The sequence below is a fragment of the Sulfitobacter pacificus genome, from assembly GCF_030159975.1.
Classification (GTDB): domain Bacteria; phylum Pseudomonadota; class Alphaproteobacteria; order Rhodobacterales; family Rhodobacteraceae; genus Sulfitobacter; species Sulfitobacter pacificus.
The window spans coordinates 457,622-473,888 of sequence record NZ_BSNL01000001.1 but is presented as its reverse complement, the minus strand read 5'-3'; the positions used below and the strand labels follow the sequence as shown (position 1 = coordinate 473,888).

Sequence of the window (16,267 nt, the reverse complement as noted above, 5' to 3'; positions counted from 1 at the left end):
GGTTCAAACCCTAGTGAAAATCCCGGCTTGGAAATAGCCGCTTGGCCTGATCGCGCGGGTGCATGGCCCGGGCGGGGTAGCGGGATGTTTTGGGCGTATCGTCCGCCCGTGGCCCTTCGGTGGTCAGCGCCTCTGGCATGGGATGCCCCAGCTCAGAAAGCTTATAAGACATATCTTTGATGTCCTGCGCAATCAGATGCACAACGATGCCTTCGCGTTGCAGATACCCCCTGACCTGCAACAGCCGCCCGCCCATCACGATACGCCGGAACCGCTCATAGACTTTGGGCCAGACCACTACATTGCTGACCCCGGTTTCATCTTCAAGCGTCAGAAAAATCACCCCCGATGCGGTGCCCGGGCGTTGGCGGGTGATGACAAGCCCGCAGACCGTGCACCGCCCCAGAGGCACATCAATAAGCGCATTATGGGGTGTAAGACCCACAATACCGGGGCGTAACAATTCCATGGGGTGGGCACGCAGGGACAGGCGGGTTGAGACATAATCCTCAACCACCTCTTCGCCCAGATGCATGGCTGGCAGGGTGACCTGCGGCTCTTGGATGCTTTCCCCGTCGATCGGATCATTAAAGAGCGGCAGGGGCTTTTCGCTGCGGATGGCTTTGACCTGCCACAGCGCATCGCGGCGCGTGAGGCCCATGTTGGAAAATGTATCTGCCTCAGCCAACCGCGTCAGCACATCGGGGCGCAGCCCCGCCCGCAACCAGAGCGCCTCGGGGGTGGGATACCCATTGCCGCGCGCGGCCACGATCCAGCCCGCCTCTTCTTCCTTCAGACCCTTGATCTGGCGGAACCCCAATCGCAGCGCCAAGGCTCCATCCGGGCGGCGTTCCAGCCTGTTGTCCCATTCTGAATGATTCACGCATATGGGGCGCGTTTCAACGCCATGCTCGCGCGCATCGCGCACGATCTGGGCAGGCGCATAAAACCCCATCGGTTGGGAGTTCAACAAGGCGCAGGCAAAGATCGCCGGGTGATGGCATTTCAGCCAAGCAGAGACATAGGCCAGCATGGCAAAGGCGGCGGCGTGGCTTTCAGGAAAGCCGTAATCGGCAAAGCCCTCTATCTGGCCAAAACAGCGTTCGGCAACTTCAGGGCTATAGCCGTTCTTCAACATGCCCGCGATGAATTTGTCCCGATACATGCCGATGGTGCCCATGCGCCGGAACGATGCCAGCGAGCGGCGCAGGTGATCGGCCTCTTCGGCGGAAAACCCGGCACCGACCACAGCGATCTGCATGGCCTGCTCCTGAAACAGCGGCACGCCGAGCGTGCGCCTTGTGACCTCTTGCAGCGCGGGTCCAAAGGGCTCCGGCTGCTCCAGCCCCTGACGGCGCCTGATATAGGGTTGCACCATGCCGCCCTGAATCGGGCCGGGGCGCACAATGGCAACCTCAATCACCAGATCATAGAATGTTCGGGGCTTCATCCGCGGCAGGAAATTCATCTGCGCCCGGCTTTCGACCTGAAATACCCCCACCGCATCGGCGGCGCAAAGCATATCATAGGTGGCTTTGTCCTCTTGCCGGATGCTGGCAATGCTGAGGGTTGCGTGCTCGTGCTGCTGCATCAATGCAAACGCTTTTTGAATGCAGGTGAGCATCCCCAGCCCCAACACATCCACCTTGAGAATATTCAATGCATCGATGTCATCCTTGTCCCATTCGATCACCGTGCGGTCCTCCATCGCGGCGTTTGAAATGGGTGACAGTTCATCCAGACGCCCGCGGGTGATGACAAATCCGCCGACATGTTGCGACAGATGCCGGGGAAAGCCGATGATCTCTCCAATCAGCCGGATCGTCTGCATGAGGCGGCGATCCTCGGGGTTGAGGCCGATCTCGCGGATGCGGTCCAGATCAACGCCGCCATTGCTCATCCCCCAGATCTGACTGGAGAGGCCGGCCGTCACATCCTGACTCAGCCCCATGACCTTGCCCACCTCGCGGATGGCGGCACGGGTGCGGAAATGGATCACGGTGGCACAAAGCCCGGCACGATGGCGGCCGTATTTGCGGTAAATCCACTGGATCACCTCTTCGCGCCGCTCATGTTCGAAATCGACATCGATATCGGGCGGCTCGCACCGATATTTGGAGACGAACCGCTCAAACACCATCGAGATCATATCCGGGCTGACATCGGTGATCCCCAGAAGGTAGCACAGGATTGAATTCGCCGCCGATCCGCGCCCCTGACACAGGATGCCTTGTGACTTTGCAAATTGCACAATGTCATGCACGGTCAGGAAATAGGCTGGAAATTCCAGGTCCCTGACCACGGCCAGTTCCTTTTCCAGCAATCTGATGGCCTTTTCAGGTGGCCCATCAGGATAGCGGCGGGTCAGGCCCTCATGGGCCAGTCGTTCCAGACGCGCTTGCGGGGTTTCGTCTTCCGTCTCCTCATGTGGGTATTCATAAGACAATTCGCCCAGATCAAAGCTGCATTTATCGGCGATTTCCAATGTGCGGCGGATCGCGCCCAGATGATTGCGAAACAGCCGTGCCATATCCACACCTGCCTTGATCCGGCGCTCGGCATTGGGCAAGGCACGGGTGCCGATCTGGTCGATGGTGATGTGTTCGCGCATACAGGTCAGCACATCGGCCAATTGGCGGCGATTGGCCCGGTGCATCAGCACATCCCCCACCGCAACCATAGGGGCGCAGGCCTTTTGTGCAGCCTCAGCGCAGGCCGTCAGATAGGCCTGATCGCTGCCATCATAGCGTGGGGCGGCCCCCAAAAAAATGTTATTTGGAAAATGCCGCCGCAGCCTCTGTATCTCCGGGATGGCTTCTTTCACGCCCCTTTGCGGCAGCGCAATCAGGATCATCCCCTTGCAAGCGGGGATCATGTCTTTGGTGTAAAGAACGCAATCGCCTTTTTCAGCCCGGCGCTTGCCCAATGTCAGCAGACGGGTCAGCCGCTGATAGGCGGCCCGGTCGCAGGGCAAGGCGATCCATTCCACCGTACTGTCGCGCAGGAACAGACGGCAACCAACGATCAGCTTGGGCAATGTCGCGGGGGGTGGTTTTGTGATCCCCTCCCCCGGTCCCGTTTTTTGCCGGGAGGACGCGTCCAGACGTTGCTGAGAACGGATTTCCAAAGCCTCTTGGGTGTCTTGCCGCAACGCCTTGAGCGCCGTCCAGGCCCGCACCACACCGGCCAAGGAATTGCGATCCGTGATGGCAATCGCAGAGAGGCCCAGTTCGGCGGCGCGCACCACCAGTTCTTCGGGGTGTGAGGCCCCGGTCAGAAAGGTGAAATTGCTGGTGACGCAAAGCTCGGCATAGTCTTGCGCCTGCATGCGCGCATCCAGCAGATCCCTTTGAAAGGCCGCGACCGGACGATGCGTGCGGTTGACCTCGATCATGCGAACTCTCCCTGCACGAACCATCCGGGGTTCTGTGGCGTATAAAACAGCCAGAGCCGCCGCCCCTCTAGGGTCTCTATCCGCCAATAATCGCGCAGGCCCGAGCGCCAGTTGTCATCCTCAAGCCACCATTCAGGGGCGATGCGTTCCGGGCCGGTGGCGCGGCCTGTGGTCAGGGACATCCGCCGCCAGCGAAAACGTTCGGGCGGCTGCGGGCCTGTCCCTGCGATGGGTTCGGGGGGAATGAGGCAAAGCGGCCGTGGGTTTGCACTGGCCCAGCCGCTGGCGGGGTCAGAATAGGCCGCGGGTGCCACGATAAAACTGCGTTCCGGGATATGGCTGTCGGCGGGCAGGAACCGCTGGATATTTTCCAACCCGATTCGTGTGCCGATCCGGGTGATAAGATCATCCAGCTGCCCTTTATCCCTGGTTGACACATGGGTAATCTGCCGGGCGGGCAGCGGTTCAACCTGCGTCGCTTCAAGACGTAGCTGATCAATGCCAAATCCCGCATCCACCCCGGCCAGCCCCCGTTCAAACAAAGGCAGAATGCGATGGGGATCACGCAAAGGACGGGCGAGACGCAATTCGACAGTCTGAGTGTCCCGATCCACCCGGCGCAATGTGATTTCAAACACCCGCGCGCCCATTTCCTGCGCTGTCAGCGTGGCGCAAAGCCGCGTCAGCAAACGTTGGGCCCCCGCCATCACATCGCTGACAAGGCCAATGGGCTCGGGCAATGTCATGCGCACCCCGTAATGGGGCGGATCCGCCAGCGGCGTGATCTCTTCGGGGTGCCGCCCCAACGCCTGATCCAGTCGCATCATCACATCAGGCCCGAACCGCCGGGTCAGCGGCGCGCGCGGTGCGATGGCAAGATCACCAATCTGACGCAGCCCCAGCCGTGCCAAAGCCGTCGTCGTTTGTTCACCCAAGCGCAAAGCCGCCACGGGAAGGCTTTGCAGCGCGGGCAGCATCTCACCGGGGGGTGCCACCCCTTCACCATGATGCGCCAGAGCCCAAGCCGCGCCGCGCGTGTCCGCCAAACCGACCTGCGCCGACAGACCCGCACGCATCAGACGCTTGCGCATATCGTTTAGCATGCCCTCTTCCCCGCCAAAAAGATGTGCAGAGCCGCTGATATCCAGCATCAGCCCATCCCTCCCCTCCAGCCCAACCCAAGGACAGTACCGCGTGGCCCAGCGGCGCAGGATCTGCAAAAACCGCTGATCCTGCAAAAGGTCGGCAGGGGCCGTTTGCAAATCGGGACAAAAGGCGCGGGCATCGGAATGCGACATACCTTGGTGCAGCCCCTGATGTGCCGCCTCGGCGTTAAGACAATAAAGCCGGTTGGCATTGCTTTGTTTGAGGGTGAGGGCAAAGGGACCTTCCAGCGGACAGCCCCGTAGAACCCGGTCACTCGCCAGCCGGGGAAACCATAATGAGACGACGCGACGTTGGCTCCCATCGAACATGCCAGACACCCAATGTTCCTGATTTGTTCTTAATAAGCTCCCACTTTTGTAGAGTCGAGTCTTTGGGGGCAAACACAGGCGCACACCGCCACCGGGTTTCAGCGGCATTGCTACCCATGCCTTCGGGAATAATCGCCAGCCCGGTGGATTTTCCATCGCGCGCCGCAAGCTGCAAACGCCGCCCCTCGGTCAGCCCCAAGGGTTTGTTCAGGGTCATCACAACCAGCGGGACAGCCCCATCGCGCAATGCCTCTTCGGCGACAGCCAAGGTTTGCGTCTGGTCTTTGGTTTTACAGACGATCAGCTCCGAAGGGGCCATGAAGCCCGCGACCCCGTTCGGGTTGATTTGAATGGGCTCCCATTCCTCGCGCACCCACATGCATTGCCCTCCAAGCCGCGCGGCAAGCACAAAGGCAAATGTATATGCCCCGGGCCCGCAAACTTCATGCGTGCGGGTTATTGCAGGTGGAAAAAATCGCAGATCGGAAACTCGCATGCACGAACTCTAACAGTCAATGATGGCATTGGAAAACGCTCACGACAGCATAGCCGACGTGATCCAATTGGACGCCGTCGCCTTTATAGGCGAATGTGGAGTGCCAACCTATCACTGATCCCATCCATTCGGTCACTTGATTGCCGCCCATTTGCTCAAGGCAAGAGACAAACTTAAAAATCGTGTTGGGTCCAAGCGTAAAGTGACGATGAAACCAAAAGCCGTTGCGATCAGCCTGCATGCGAAAGATCACCTCGGTCTCGACGTCTTTGCGATGAACAGGAACAAGCGTTTTGGTCAGACGAATGAAAGGGGCGGCCAAGCGCATGGCTGCACTCTGTCGGATGTCCATTTTGTCAGTCACCCGAACCAAGTCATCTTTAGCGGCTGGTCAGGCCGGACTTTCATTGCAGCAGCATTCGGTGAAAAACGAACTCACATTTTGCTTTCTGGACTCAGGAATACCCTGCCGATCATCGCGTCGATTGAAAGAGCTATTCAAGCTCTCTTGCGTGAATGCCCAACACGATCAGCGCAGGCCATAGCAGATAGGCTTCAATCTCGATATTCTCACCAAACGATAGCAAGGTAAGCGTCATCATGATGCCCAGTGGCAAGCGCCCCCGAGGACCCATTGCCGCGTCCTTCAACGCCAGTGCGATCTGCCAGACAAACGGCACGAAAAACGCTAAGAACCCGACCAAGCCTTTGACAAATAACAACCCATACCACGTGTGATGACTGCCGATGGGCATGTATTCTACGGCATGACTGCCCGGTTGCACGGTGGCATGGCCGAACCAATAACCATCATTTTGCCAACGTTCTGTCGCAATGCGTTGCAGAGTTTCGCGCACGCGGGTGCTGTCAGCGCGTGCGCCCTTGAAGGCGGAGACTGCATCAGTTGCAGTGGTAGCCAGCGCCCCTCCCAGAACCGACATCGAGGCGGTAAAAGCGGCCAAGACCTGCCATGCCCATCCGCGCAGGATAAGTGGCAACAGGCGCGGGCCAATGGTGCAAGCGACCAACCCCACCAAACCCATGCGCGACTTGGACGCAAAGATCATTACGACCCCTGCGGCGATCCCGATGCTGCGCCACTTGATGTTCTTTTCTTCCAGCGCGAATAATACCATGACAGTACCAAGCAGTGCTGCGAACGGCGACCATGGTGCGTAAAATTGCCATCTGGGAGTCCAACTGGCAGGATCCCACGTAAAGAAGTAGACCGAGAAATATTCAGGGCCAGGACCGCCAACAGCTTTGAGGGGTGAGGTGAAGATACGTTCCGGCAGGCCGATGTAGGGAGCTGCCAGCAAAACTGGCGCAAGGATCAGCGTCCACAGACCGACGACACATTGTGCCCGGATCAGGGGCTCGCGGCGGATCGGCAGGACAGCTCCGGCCAGAGGGAACAACGCCAAAAGCGCCCAGCCTTTTGCCCAGCCGATGGAGGACTTGATCGTCTTGCCGGTGCCTAAACCCCAGTCAAAATGCCCGGCCCAGAGGGCGACCAGCATAACAAACATGCCGATTAACCAGCCCCAGATAACAGGGGGAATGCTGCCTGTTGCTTGCATGTCTTCACGTACAGCTGGGCCAAGGTAGAGAACCAGCACAACCAATCCGGCCAGCACCCATGCCAACACGGGTCCAACGATATAAAGTGCGCCCACGGCATAGAATGGCCAGGTCAGGACTAGGGTGCGGTAGACCAACCGCTCAATCGGGTTTTGCTCGATCATGAAGGCGCACCGGGTTTGTTCATCAAGCGGGAGATCAGCGCAATTCGGATCCAGCCCATCGCGAGACTCATCAGAAGCATAAACGTGGCAGCAATGCCCGCCATGATTGCCAGTTTGCGGTTAGGCGAAGACGGTTTGGCGGGCAAGGACGGGTTCTCCAACACCTGCACCAGCGGATAGGAGGCATAGACATCGGATTTGCTGGATTGCGCACGGGCTATGGCCGAAGCAAACAAGGCTTCAGCCACCGAAAAATCACGCTCAAGATCCTGCATCTTGGCCGCGGCGGGGGCAAAGCTGTTCAGCGCTTCCTGCCCTTCCGCCTTTTGTGCTTCCAGCGTTGCCAATTGCTCTGTCGCTCCAGACACCTCGACCTGCATGCGCACCAGTTCAGCCAATAAATTGGCCCGCGCCCCATCCGGCGCAAGATCCAGATCCTTCAGTGCGTCTGTATCAAGCCCAGAGAGGGACTGGGCCAGAGCCAAGGCAACCGACGCAGCCTGATCTCGAGCAGCCTGCGCTGCCTCTACTTTGGGGTGGCGCATACCATAACGGGCACTTGTTTCGGCCAGAGCCACCTCTGCACGGCCAATTTCATCCAGCAAGGCGATGTATGCAGCATTGGCAAAAAGTTTAAGCGTCGCGGCGGCAGTCGCAGCATTCAATCCCAATTGCGCCTCCAATGCGGCCGTCGCCGCAGTGCGGTCATTCAGGAATGCCCTTTGGGTCTGTATTTTTTCATCCAATGCCAGATGCCTGTCCAGAAGCACTGAATATTGATCAACCGACAGCAGGCCGGTCGACATTTGCAAGGCTTCAATCTGAGCACGGGTATCTGCAACCGACGCACGATAATCTGCGATGGCCTGAAGGCCGCTGTCTTCGCGGGTGTCGACTTCATCGGCGCGCAGGGCGTCCAATTCGGTGAAAAATGCAGCTAGAATAGCGTCGCCACGCGCTTGCGCAGCCTCCGGTGTTCGGCCTGTGGTTTCAAAATGGATCAGGCTGGTTTGGTCCACCAGACGCACACGCGGCTGACCCAGTTCGGACCGTTCGATACTCAAGGAGGCAGCGGCAGCGTCCACGATCCGGTCGGCCCCCAACAGGCGTTTATAGGTCTCTGTGGGGCTGACTGCATTGCTGGCAAAAGCGGAGTTTGCATAAGATGTCGCCTGACCAATCCCGTTCACATTCATCGAGGCAGATGCGCCGGAACCGGGCATGATCAGCGATGTAGTGGAACGGTAGCTGAGGGGAGCTGTCTTGAGATACCCCAACAGCGGTGCCCAGATCAATGTCGCACCCAGAACCCCCGTTGCCACATAACGCGGTAAACGCTTGAGATCGCTCAGCTTGCCGCCCATCACGACACGGCGCACGACGCCGCCTTTTTCGGGGCGGGCCTTGGGGGCGAATGGCAATGTAAGTGTGATCATCGGTTGGCTCCTTTACCAATGATCTATCTGTTTGCGCTGGATAGATCATTTGGGCAGAGGGCCAGTTGAGGGGCGCATTTGGCGCGTCGCCTATCCTTTTGGATAGATCAGAACAATCCTGCTTCGCGGGCGATCATGGCCGCTTGGGTCCGGTTGGCTGCACCCACTTTCCGGTAGAGCGTCTTAACATGCAGCTTGATCGTGGGCTCGGTGATGTCCAGATCGCGGGCGATCTCTTTGTTTGACTTGCCTTCGGTCAACCCCTTGAGCACTTGCAATTCGCGTGGCGTCAGTTTCTCGGCCAATGCGTTTGTCGGCACTTCTTCCACCGCAGTCATGAAATCAATGGGGGCGTATTGCTCTCCCATCGCCATGAACTTAACCGCGTTGACCAGCGATTTGGCGGGAAGTGATTTGGGTACAAAACCGGCAGCGCCTGCTTCCAGCGCGTCTTCGGCAATCTGGCGCGTCGCCTCCCCCGAAATAAGGGCAACCCGTTGACCGTCCTTCAAAGCGATGGCGGTGCGCAACCCCTCAAGACCATTCATTCCGGGCATGTTGTAGTCGAGCAGGATCAGATCGAAAGGTTCGTCACTCTCTATCCTTGCACAGGCTTCTTGAAACGTACCAGCGCTGGCCGTTTCCATGCGGCCTTCTCCCTCAAGGAACATGACAAGCGTGTCACGCAGCAGGTCGTGGTCGTCGGCTATCAATACTCTCATAACGGGTCCTTTGAACGTTAATACATGCTAACGCCAGATTGTGGTGCTTCAAAGGCGCAAATGGTGGGGAAATCGGGCTATCGCCTCCCCCAATGGGATAGGTTTTGTGCTGATGGGGCGGTGATGCGAAGCCATTATGGGTAGCGCACTGGCCATCCGCCCCGCAAACCTGTCCGCTCGCTCCGTTGCGCCAAGCAGTTGTTTTCGTTGATCACTAGGACAACAAATTTGATCAACGAGGACTGCTGCCATGACATATCTTCCAACCTTCGACGGCCCGCTCACACCTGTAGACACACTGCGCGAAACCTACTTACCCAGCCTGCGCACGACATTGGTTGACGCGACCACATCCGAAACCATCGCCACGCTTTTAGCGCCCGGACGTCGGCGCGTTAATTTTATGAATGCACATTGCTTTAACGTGATGGCACGGAACCGGCAGTATGCGGCGGCGGTTAACAGCTCTGATTTTCTGCTACCTGATGGCATTGGTGTCGCCCTTGCAGCCAAGATGACGTGCCACAACCTGACCGCCAATCTGAACGGCACCGACTTTATTCCCGCACTGCTGAAAGAGGCCGCCAAGATGGGTAAATCAGTCTATCTGTTCGGCGGCACGCCCGGAACGGCGATTAAAGCTGCTGACAACCTGATTCACGAAATCCCGGGTCTGCAAATTGCCGGAACACGCGACGGATTCGCTCAGGCGCAGAACGACGCTGAGATTATTGCTGACATCAATGCCAGCGGCGCGGACATTGTTTTGGTGGCACTTGGTGTGCCGATGCAGGAACTGTGGTTGCACCGCAACGCGCCCTACATTGACGCTGAGCTGACAATGGGTGTTGGCGCTGCTCTCGATTTTTTTGCAGGCAATGTGACGCGCGCACCAGCTTGGGTCCGCAAGGCAAAATGCGAATGGGTCTGGCGTCTGGCGCAAGAGCCACGCCGTCTGGCCAAGCGCTACCTGCAAGGCAACTTCAGCTTTCTGGCCCGCGCCGCCAAGCACACAGCAGGCACTTTGACTGCCGCATCTGTTGCAAACCGTATCCTCGACATAGCCGTATCCACTGCGGCACTTGTCCTGCTTTCACCAATCTTCGCGCTGACCGCCTTGGCGATCAAAGTTGAAAGCAAAGGTCCCGCGATCTTTACCCAAACCCGCGTTGGCAAGAACGGTCGCCCCTTCACGATGATCAAGTTCCGCTCAATGGTTACAAACGCAGAAGCGTTGCGCGATGATGTGCTGGCACAATCAGACCGCGAAGGCATCTGTTTCAAGTCAAAGTCCGACCCTCGCATTACTCGCGTTGGCCGTTTCATCCGGCGTACCTCCATTGATGAACTGCCGCAGATCCTGAATGTTCTGCGCGGACAAATGTCGATCGTTGGACCACGCCCGGCACTGCCATCCGAAGTTGACGTTTATCCCAAGCATGCCTTTGGACGCTTGACCGTCAAGCCCGGCATCACAGGTGTCTGGCAGGTTTCAGGACGTGCTGACGTGGGCTTTGACCAGATGATCGAAATGGATCTGGCCTATGCCTCCAGCCGCACAATTCTTCTCGATCTGATCCTCATCGGCATGACGTTCCGCGCGGTCCTGAGTGGCCGTGGCGCGCACTAACCCCCATTTTATTCAAGGAAACAAAGACATGACACATATTCGCACCGCTGTTTTCCCCGTCGCCGGCATGGGCACTCGTTTTCTCCCAGCAACCAAATCAATTCCCAAAGAGATGCTGCCGCTGGTCGATCGCCCGTTGATCCAATACGCCGTGGATGAGGCCCGCAAGGCCGGGATCGAAGAGTTCATCTTTGTCTCTGCTGCAGGCAAAGGCGCGTTGGAAGATTACTTTGACACTGCGGCCGCTTTGGAAATGCAGCTGAAGGCCAAAGGCAAAACTGAAGCCTTGGAAGCGCTGGTCCCCACACGTATGCCCGAGGGCGCATTAACCATTTTGCGCCAGGCCCAGCCGCTGGGTTTGGGCCATGCGGTACGCCAAGCCAAACGTCTGGTCGGGGACGCGCCCTTTGCCGTCCTGCTGCCAGATGATGTGATCCTGCATGAAGCAGGTGCGTTGGCCCAGATGGTTGAGGCGCATCGAACTGAAGGCGGTCATATGGTTGCCACGATGGAGGTATCCCGCGCCGCCGTTTCATCCTACGGTGCGCTGGACGTAAGCCAACAAAAAGGACGTATCGCGCAAGCCCGCGGTTTGGTTGAAAAGCCACGGCCAGAGGTTGCCCCTTCAACGCAAGCCATTGTGGGCCGCTACATCCTTGAGCCTTCGATCTTTGAACGTCTTGATGCCCTTGGTCCCGGTGCAGGCGGCGAATTGCAACTGACCGATGCGATCAACGCCGATGTGGAGACCGCTGGCGTGACCGGCTACCAGTTCGACGGTGAACGGTTCGATTGCGGGTCGGTTCAAGGATTCGTACAAGCCACAGCAGCCTTTGCAATGGCGCGTGGTGATCTGGGGGAGGATTTTATGGCATTTCTGAAGGCGAGGAAAAATCATTTGAAAATAGCAGCTTAACACCTTCACCTATCCTTAAGGATAGGTGCCTATCCCAATACCCCAATGCGACGAGGGGCGGTTCATGACATGAATAGCTCAACAGATTTTCAGGAGTATCCTCATGTTTACCCGCATCCAGACATTCATCGTCGCATTGGGCTTGGTTCTTGGCCTTGGCACATCCGCCCAAGCAACCGACACAGTTCTGACGCTGACATATAACGGCCAGACACAAACCTTTGACCGCCCTGCCCTTGAGGCGCTTGGCACCGAGACAGTTGAGACGACAACCATCTGGACCGAAGGCACTCAGGTCTTTGAAGGCGTATCACTCGCGCGTTTGGCGCAAGAGATCGGCGCGGAAGACGGCAGATTGCTGGCTACGGCGATCAACGATTATACTGTTGAAATCCCGGTATCGGATGCAGTGGAAAACGGCCCAATCCTGGCCATCACGATGAACGGAGAAGAAATGTCCGTGCGTGACAAAGGCCCACTTTGGGTGATCTACCCTTACGACGCAAATGCGGACTATCGCACGGAAGTCATTTATTCGCGCAGCATTTGGCAGCTGGATAGAATAGAAGTGGTTCAGTAACCCGTCAGGGAACCATCCACAAAGCAGGAGCTGACGTGACAAAACTCCGCTATATGCATAAGAAAGCCGGCCAGATCCTCGTTATCTTGGCCGGTCTTGTGATTGTGACAGCAATTGCGTTTCTCGCATGGAACGTGACCCGAAAAATCGAAGAGCTTAGCTCGGCCAGCTCTGACAATGTGCAATGGTCGCTGTCTCAGACCGAGGTCGAATTTCAGGAGTTTTCAAGCCGGATCAGGGTTGGTGCCGACCTGACCGGCATCCGGCGGCGGTTCGATATTTTCTATAGCAGGATCAACACGGTCTCGCAGGCACAGGTCTTTGAGGAATTGCGTGCGGATGACGATTTCCGCGCCACTTTGCAGAATATACAGGATTGGTTGGAAACAACGGTTCGCTATATAGATTCCACCGATGTGGAGCTAACCAGGAGTCTGCCAAGGGTGGCAGGCCTTGTGCAGGACATCCGCCCGGATGTGCGCAAGCTGTCCCTGTCCGGCCTCAAGATTTTTGCACAAAATGCGGACAGACAACGCGCCGATGTTGCCCTGACGATGACTGAGCTTGCATTGGCTTTGGCAGTACTGATTGGTGCCCTGGGTCTGTCTGTTTTGTATCTGGTACGTCTCAATAAACGAATTCGTCTGCAAGAACGCGCACAACGTCAAACTGGGACACGGATGAACACCGTCATCAATACCTCATTGGATGGTGTGATCGTCAGCGATGATCGTGGCAGGATTGTTGAATTTAGCCCAGCCGCAGAAGATATTTTTGGTCATCGTGCGGCAGACGTCATCGGGCATGAATTGGGAAAGATCATCGTGCCCGACCATCTGCGTGCCGGCCACGATAAGGGCATGGAACGGATGCGCCAAGGTGGTGAGAAACGTGTGGTCGGCAAAGGCCGTGTTCAGCTGGAGGCCAAACGCGCAGACGGGTCGATCTTTCCGGTAGAACTGGCCATTCAATCGGCAGTCACTGAAGATGGTGAAATCTACATTGCCTTCCTGCGCGACATCACCGAGCAAAAGGCAGGCGAGGCCGAACTTGTTGATGCCCGCGACAAAGCCATCGCCGGAGAGAAGAGCCGTTCAGAGTTTCTGGCCACAATGAGCCATGAAATCCGCACCCCTTTGAATGGATTGCTGGGCAACCTCAGCCTGTTGCGCGACACCACGCTGACCGGCAAGCAAGACACCTACATGCGCAATATGGAAACCTCTGGCCGCCTGTTGCTAAGCCATGTCTCTGACGTGCTGGATATTACACGCTACGATTCCGGCAAGGTCAGTGTGAACCTTGAACCGATGAACGTGTCCGACCTGTTGCAAGACATCATCGACAGCCAAAGTGGCATGGCCTCTACTCAGGAAACCACACTCGATTGGGGCTGGGACGGCCCCGCACAACATTGGATCACATCGGACAGTGACCGTTTACAGCATGTCCTGATGAACCTCATCGGCAATGCGGTGAAATTTACCAAACGCGGCCGTGTCTCTGTGACAGTTAGTTGGCATAGCGATGAAATGACGTTCGAAATTGAAGATACGGGCGCGGGTATACCCGAAGATTTACAGGACCGCATTTTCGATGACTTCGTGACCGGCAACGCCGCCTACGACCGCGAGGTCGGCGGTACCGGGCTAGGGCTAAGCATTGCCAGGCGGTTTGTTGATGTTCTGGGCGGTGAGATTTTGGTTGCAAGCGAGCTTGGCCTGGGCAGTACCTTTCGCGTCGTCGTGCCCGCAAAAGCTGCCGAAGCGACACCAAAACTGGACAATCTGGTAGAAAGACGCGCCGTGATCGCCCCCCTGCGCGTGCTGGTTGTCGAGGATAACGAAATCAACAGGTTTGTCGTGCGCGAGATGCTGCAAGCCGACGGGCATGAGGTGAAGGAAGCCCATGATGGTCAGCAAGGTGTCGATATGGCTGCTGCTGAAAGGTTTGATCTGATCTTGATGGATATCAGCATGCCGGTGCTGGATGGGCGCAGTGCCACGCGTCACATCAGACAAGGCAGCGGCGCGTCCCGCAATGCACGTATCGTGGCGCTGACCGCAAATGTGATGCCGTCAGAGCGGGAAGATTTTCTGGCCCAAGGGATGAACGGCGTTTTGACCAAACCGTTGAGAAAATCGGACCTTCGAACAGTGCTTGGGCATCAGGAGGCCACGGCTCCAACAGAAACATCTGTCTTGATCGACCATGCGCATAATGCGGAAACTTACGAAGTCATCGGCGCAGAAAATTATCCGAAGTTGCTGGCCCGTTATAGTGCGGAAGCCGAAACGTTTATTGAATGGCTCCAAGGCGATGCGCGTTTGGATCGTAACGACATTGCAGATGAAGCGCATAAGATCGCAGGCAACGCCGCCTTGTTCGGGGCGACCGCCTTCCGTGACACGCTGGTGTTGATCGAACGTTCCGCGAAAGCCGGGGAGGATGCCGCAGTGATGGCCGCAATTGCCACACTGCCCGACATCTGGAAGCGCAGCAAAAAGGCATTGGCGGAAGTGCCCCCTAAGGAATAAGGGAGACCACCCCCAAAACGCGGCCAATTTCAGCAATGTTTGTAACGGTGCTATCATAACAGGCCATCGCATCGCCTGGCAGCAGATAGGGGTCAAAATCATCGCGGTCTGCACGGCGCAGCAGGTCTTCGATCTCGCGTTCGATGACGACGGAAACGCCCGTCATCGGGTTGCGTGAAAACAGCACCGCCGAACGGTCCGCGCTGGTTGAGCGTGATCCGCCCACGCAGTTGGCGTCAATCACCGCTTGCATATAGCGCGATCCATACGGCACCTGACGGACGGTCTGGCCAACGGCGGAGGCGGCGTTATTTTGGGCTGGTTGTGTGAGGTTGGACAGGAACAGGCTGATACCCGGAGGGCTGATCGGACTGGGCCGCATCAGATCATCCTGAAAGCACTGACGGCTTGGCACACGAACTTCATCGCCCGTTAGCAGCATGATATCAAAGGTATTTTTTCCCTCAAATACTCCGCGCATGTCTAGGCGGTAGATCTTGCCGCCACGGCGAACTTCAACTGCTGAGATATCGGCGTCAGGACGCACACCACCTGCCGCACGCAAAGCTGCCGAAAGGTTGCGGCCTTCGGTAGAAGCACCAGAAGCCACCTGACGCAGGCTGTCCACCGTATCGCCGCGGACGCCGCCAATTTCGACCGCGTGGGGTTCAAACACCGCGCCGGACACACCAACAGAGACAGAAGCGAAATCAGCAGCGCGTACAGATATTCTGGGCGGGTCTTGGTAAAAATCGTTGGCGAGCAGCGCGCTTGCGATGTCCGCCTCAACCTGATCGGTACTGCGCCCTTGAGCGCGGATCGGTGGGAGAAATGGCAGTTTCAGCATCCCGTCCCGCGAGACAACATAACTGCCGTTGAAGGTGTCATCATCAACGATACGCACATCCAGAAGATCGTTGCGCGACAACCGCTCGCCGCGCAAAACACTGGCAGCAATGCTAGCCCCTTTGCCTGCTGTGCCGCCAAGAGGCAGACATTTTTGCGCATTCATGGTTTCAGATCGCAGCAAGTCGGCTTCTGCGCGGGTCACATCAGGTTGGCGGTATTGCGCCTGATATCCGTCTCCTTGCGCCACAGGCTCAAGATTGTCGGGCGAATCAAAGCCGGCGCAGGCGCTTGTCATTAACAAGGCTGCGAACGTGCCACTTAGTGTCGGTTTACCGGACATAACGCCTCCAGGAACGGGTTGTGCGTACCTTACCCGCATGAAGTGCAACGTGCCACGGTGCATACGGTCAGAACACTATCCTGATGGATAGGGTGTGTTCCATTTGCGCATGTGACCTGTCCAGTCACGTCCGAGACGGCAGAGATT

General features: G+C 57.4%; 12 protein-coding genes. 4 read left to right on the top strand and 8 right to left on the bottom strand.

What is annotated here, in order from left to right:
- Window positions 1-10: 10 nt before the first annotated feature.
- The 7 genes from QQL78_RS02350 to QQL78_RS02320 form a co-directional block, all read right to left on the bottom strand.
- The gene (locus QQL78_RS02350) at window positions 11-3,394 is read right to left on the bottom strand and encodes an error-prone DNA polymerase (protein WP_284370176.1); all 3,384 of its coding nucleotides are present in this window, start codon (window positions 3,392-3,394) and stop codon (window positions 11-13) included.
- The gene (locus QQL78_RS02345) at window positions 3,391-4,869 is read right to left on the bottom strand and encodes a Y-family DNA polymerase (RefSeq protein WP_284370174.1); all 1,479 of its coding nucleotides are present in this window, start codon (window positions 4,867-4,869) and stop codon (window positions 3,391-3,393) included. The genes QQL78_RS02350 and QQL78_RS02345 overlap by 4 nt, the downstream gene beginning before the upstream one ends.
- A complete protein-coding gene (locus QQL78_RS02340; RefSeq protein ID WP_284370172.1) occupies window positions 4,811-5,365 on the bottom strand; it encodes an ImuA family protein in 555 nt (184 codons plus the stop codon). Before QQL78_RS02340 ends, QQL78_RS02345 begins: the two co-directional genes overlap by 59 nt.
- Before the next feature lie 16 nt (window positions 5,366-5,381).
- Window positions 5,382-5,693 (bottom strand): hypothetical protein, encoded by a 312-nt coding sequence (locus QQL78_RS02335; RefSeq protein WP_284370170.1) that lies wholly within the window; start codon window positions 5,691-5,693, stop codon window positions 5,382-5,384.
- A 166-nt stretch (window positions 5,694-5,859) separates the two neighbouring features.
- Window positions 5,860-7,110, bottom strand: coding sequence for an O-antigen ligase domain-containing protein (locus tag QQL78_RS02330; RefSeq protein WP_284370169.1), 1,251 nt, complete (start codon window positions 7,108-7,110; stop codon window positions 5,860-5,862).
- Window positions 7,107-8,546: a GumC family protein gene (locus QQL78_RS02325; protein WP_284370167.1), complete on the bottom strand. Its 1,440-nt coding sequence runs from the start codon at window positions 8,544-8,546 to the stop codon at window positions 7,107-7,109. The genes QQL78_RS02330 and QQL78_RS02325 overlap by 4 nt, the downstream gene beginning before the upstream one ends.
- A 107-nt stretch (window positions 8,547-8,653) precedes the next feature.
- Window positions 8,654-9,268: a response regulator transcription factor gene (locus tag QQL78_RS02320; protein WP_284370166.1), complete on the bottom strand. Its 615-nt coding sequence runs from the start codon at window positions 9,266-9,268 to the stop codon at window positions 8,654-8,656.
- Between the two features lie 250 nt (window positions 9,269-9,518).
- On the opposite strand from QQL78_RS02320, the gene QQL78_RS02315 reads away from it, so the two are divergent.
- The 4 genes from QQL78_RS02315 (at window position 9,519) to QQL78_RS02300 (ending at window position 14,931) form a co-directional block, all read left to right on the top strand.
- The gene (locus QQL78_RS02315) at window positions 9,519-10,898 is read left to right on the top strand and encodes a WecB/TagA/CpsF family glycosyltransferase (RefSeq protein ID WP_284370164.1); all 1,380 of its coding nucleotides are present in this window, start codon (window positions 9,519-9,521) and stop codon (window positions 10,896-10,898) included.
- A gap of 28 nt (window positions 10,899-10,926) precedes the next feature.
- Complete coding sequence (locus tag QQL78_RS02310; protein WP_284370162.1) at window positions 10,927-11,814, top strand: UTP--glucose-1-phosphate uridylyltransferase; 888 nt, start codon at window positions 10,927-10,929, stop codon at window positions 11,812-11,814.
- A 103-nt stretch (window positions 11,815-11,917) separates the two neighbouring features.
- A complete protein-coding gene (locus tag QQL78_RS02305) occupies window positions 11,918-12,394 on the top strand; it encodes a putative pterin-binding protein (protein WP_284370160.1) in 477 nt (158 codons plus the stop codon).
- Window positions 12,395-12,429: 35 nt separating this feature from the next.
- Window positions 12,430-14,931 (top strand): ATP-binding protein, encoded by a 2,502-nt coding sequence (locus QQL78_RS02300; RefSeq protein ID WP_284370158.1) that lies wholly within the window; start codon window positions 12,430-12,432, stop codon window positions 14,929-14,931.
- Here QQL78_RS02300 and QQL78_RS02295 read toward each other — a convergent pair.
- Complete coding sequence (locus QQL78_RS02295) at window positions 14,921-16,120, bottom strand: polysaccharide biosynthesis/export family protein (RefSeq protein WP_284370156.1); 1,200 nt, start codon at window positions 16,118-16,120, stop codon at window positions 14,921-14,923. The genes QQL78_RS02300 and QQL78_RS02295 overlap by 11 nt on opposite strands.
- Window positions 16,121-16,267: the final 147 nt, after the last annotated feature.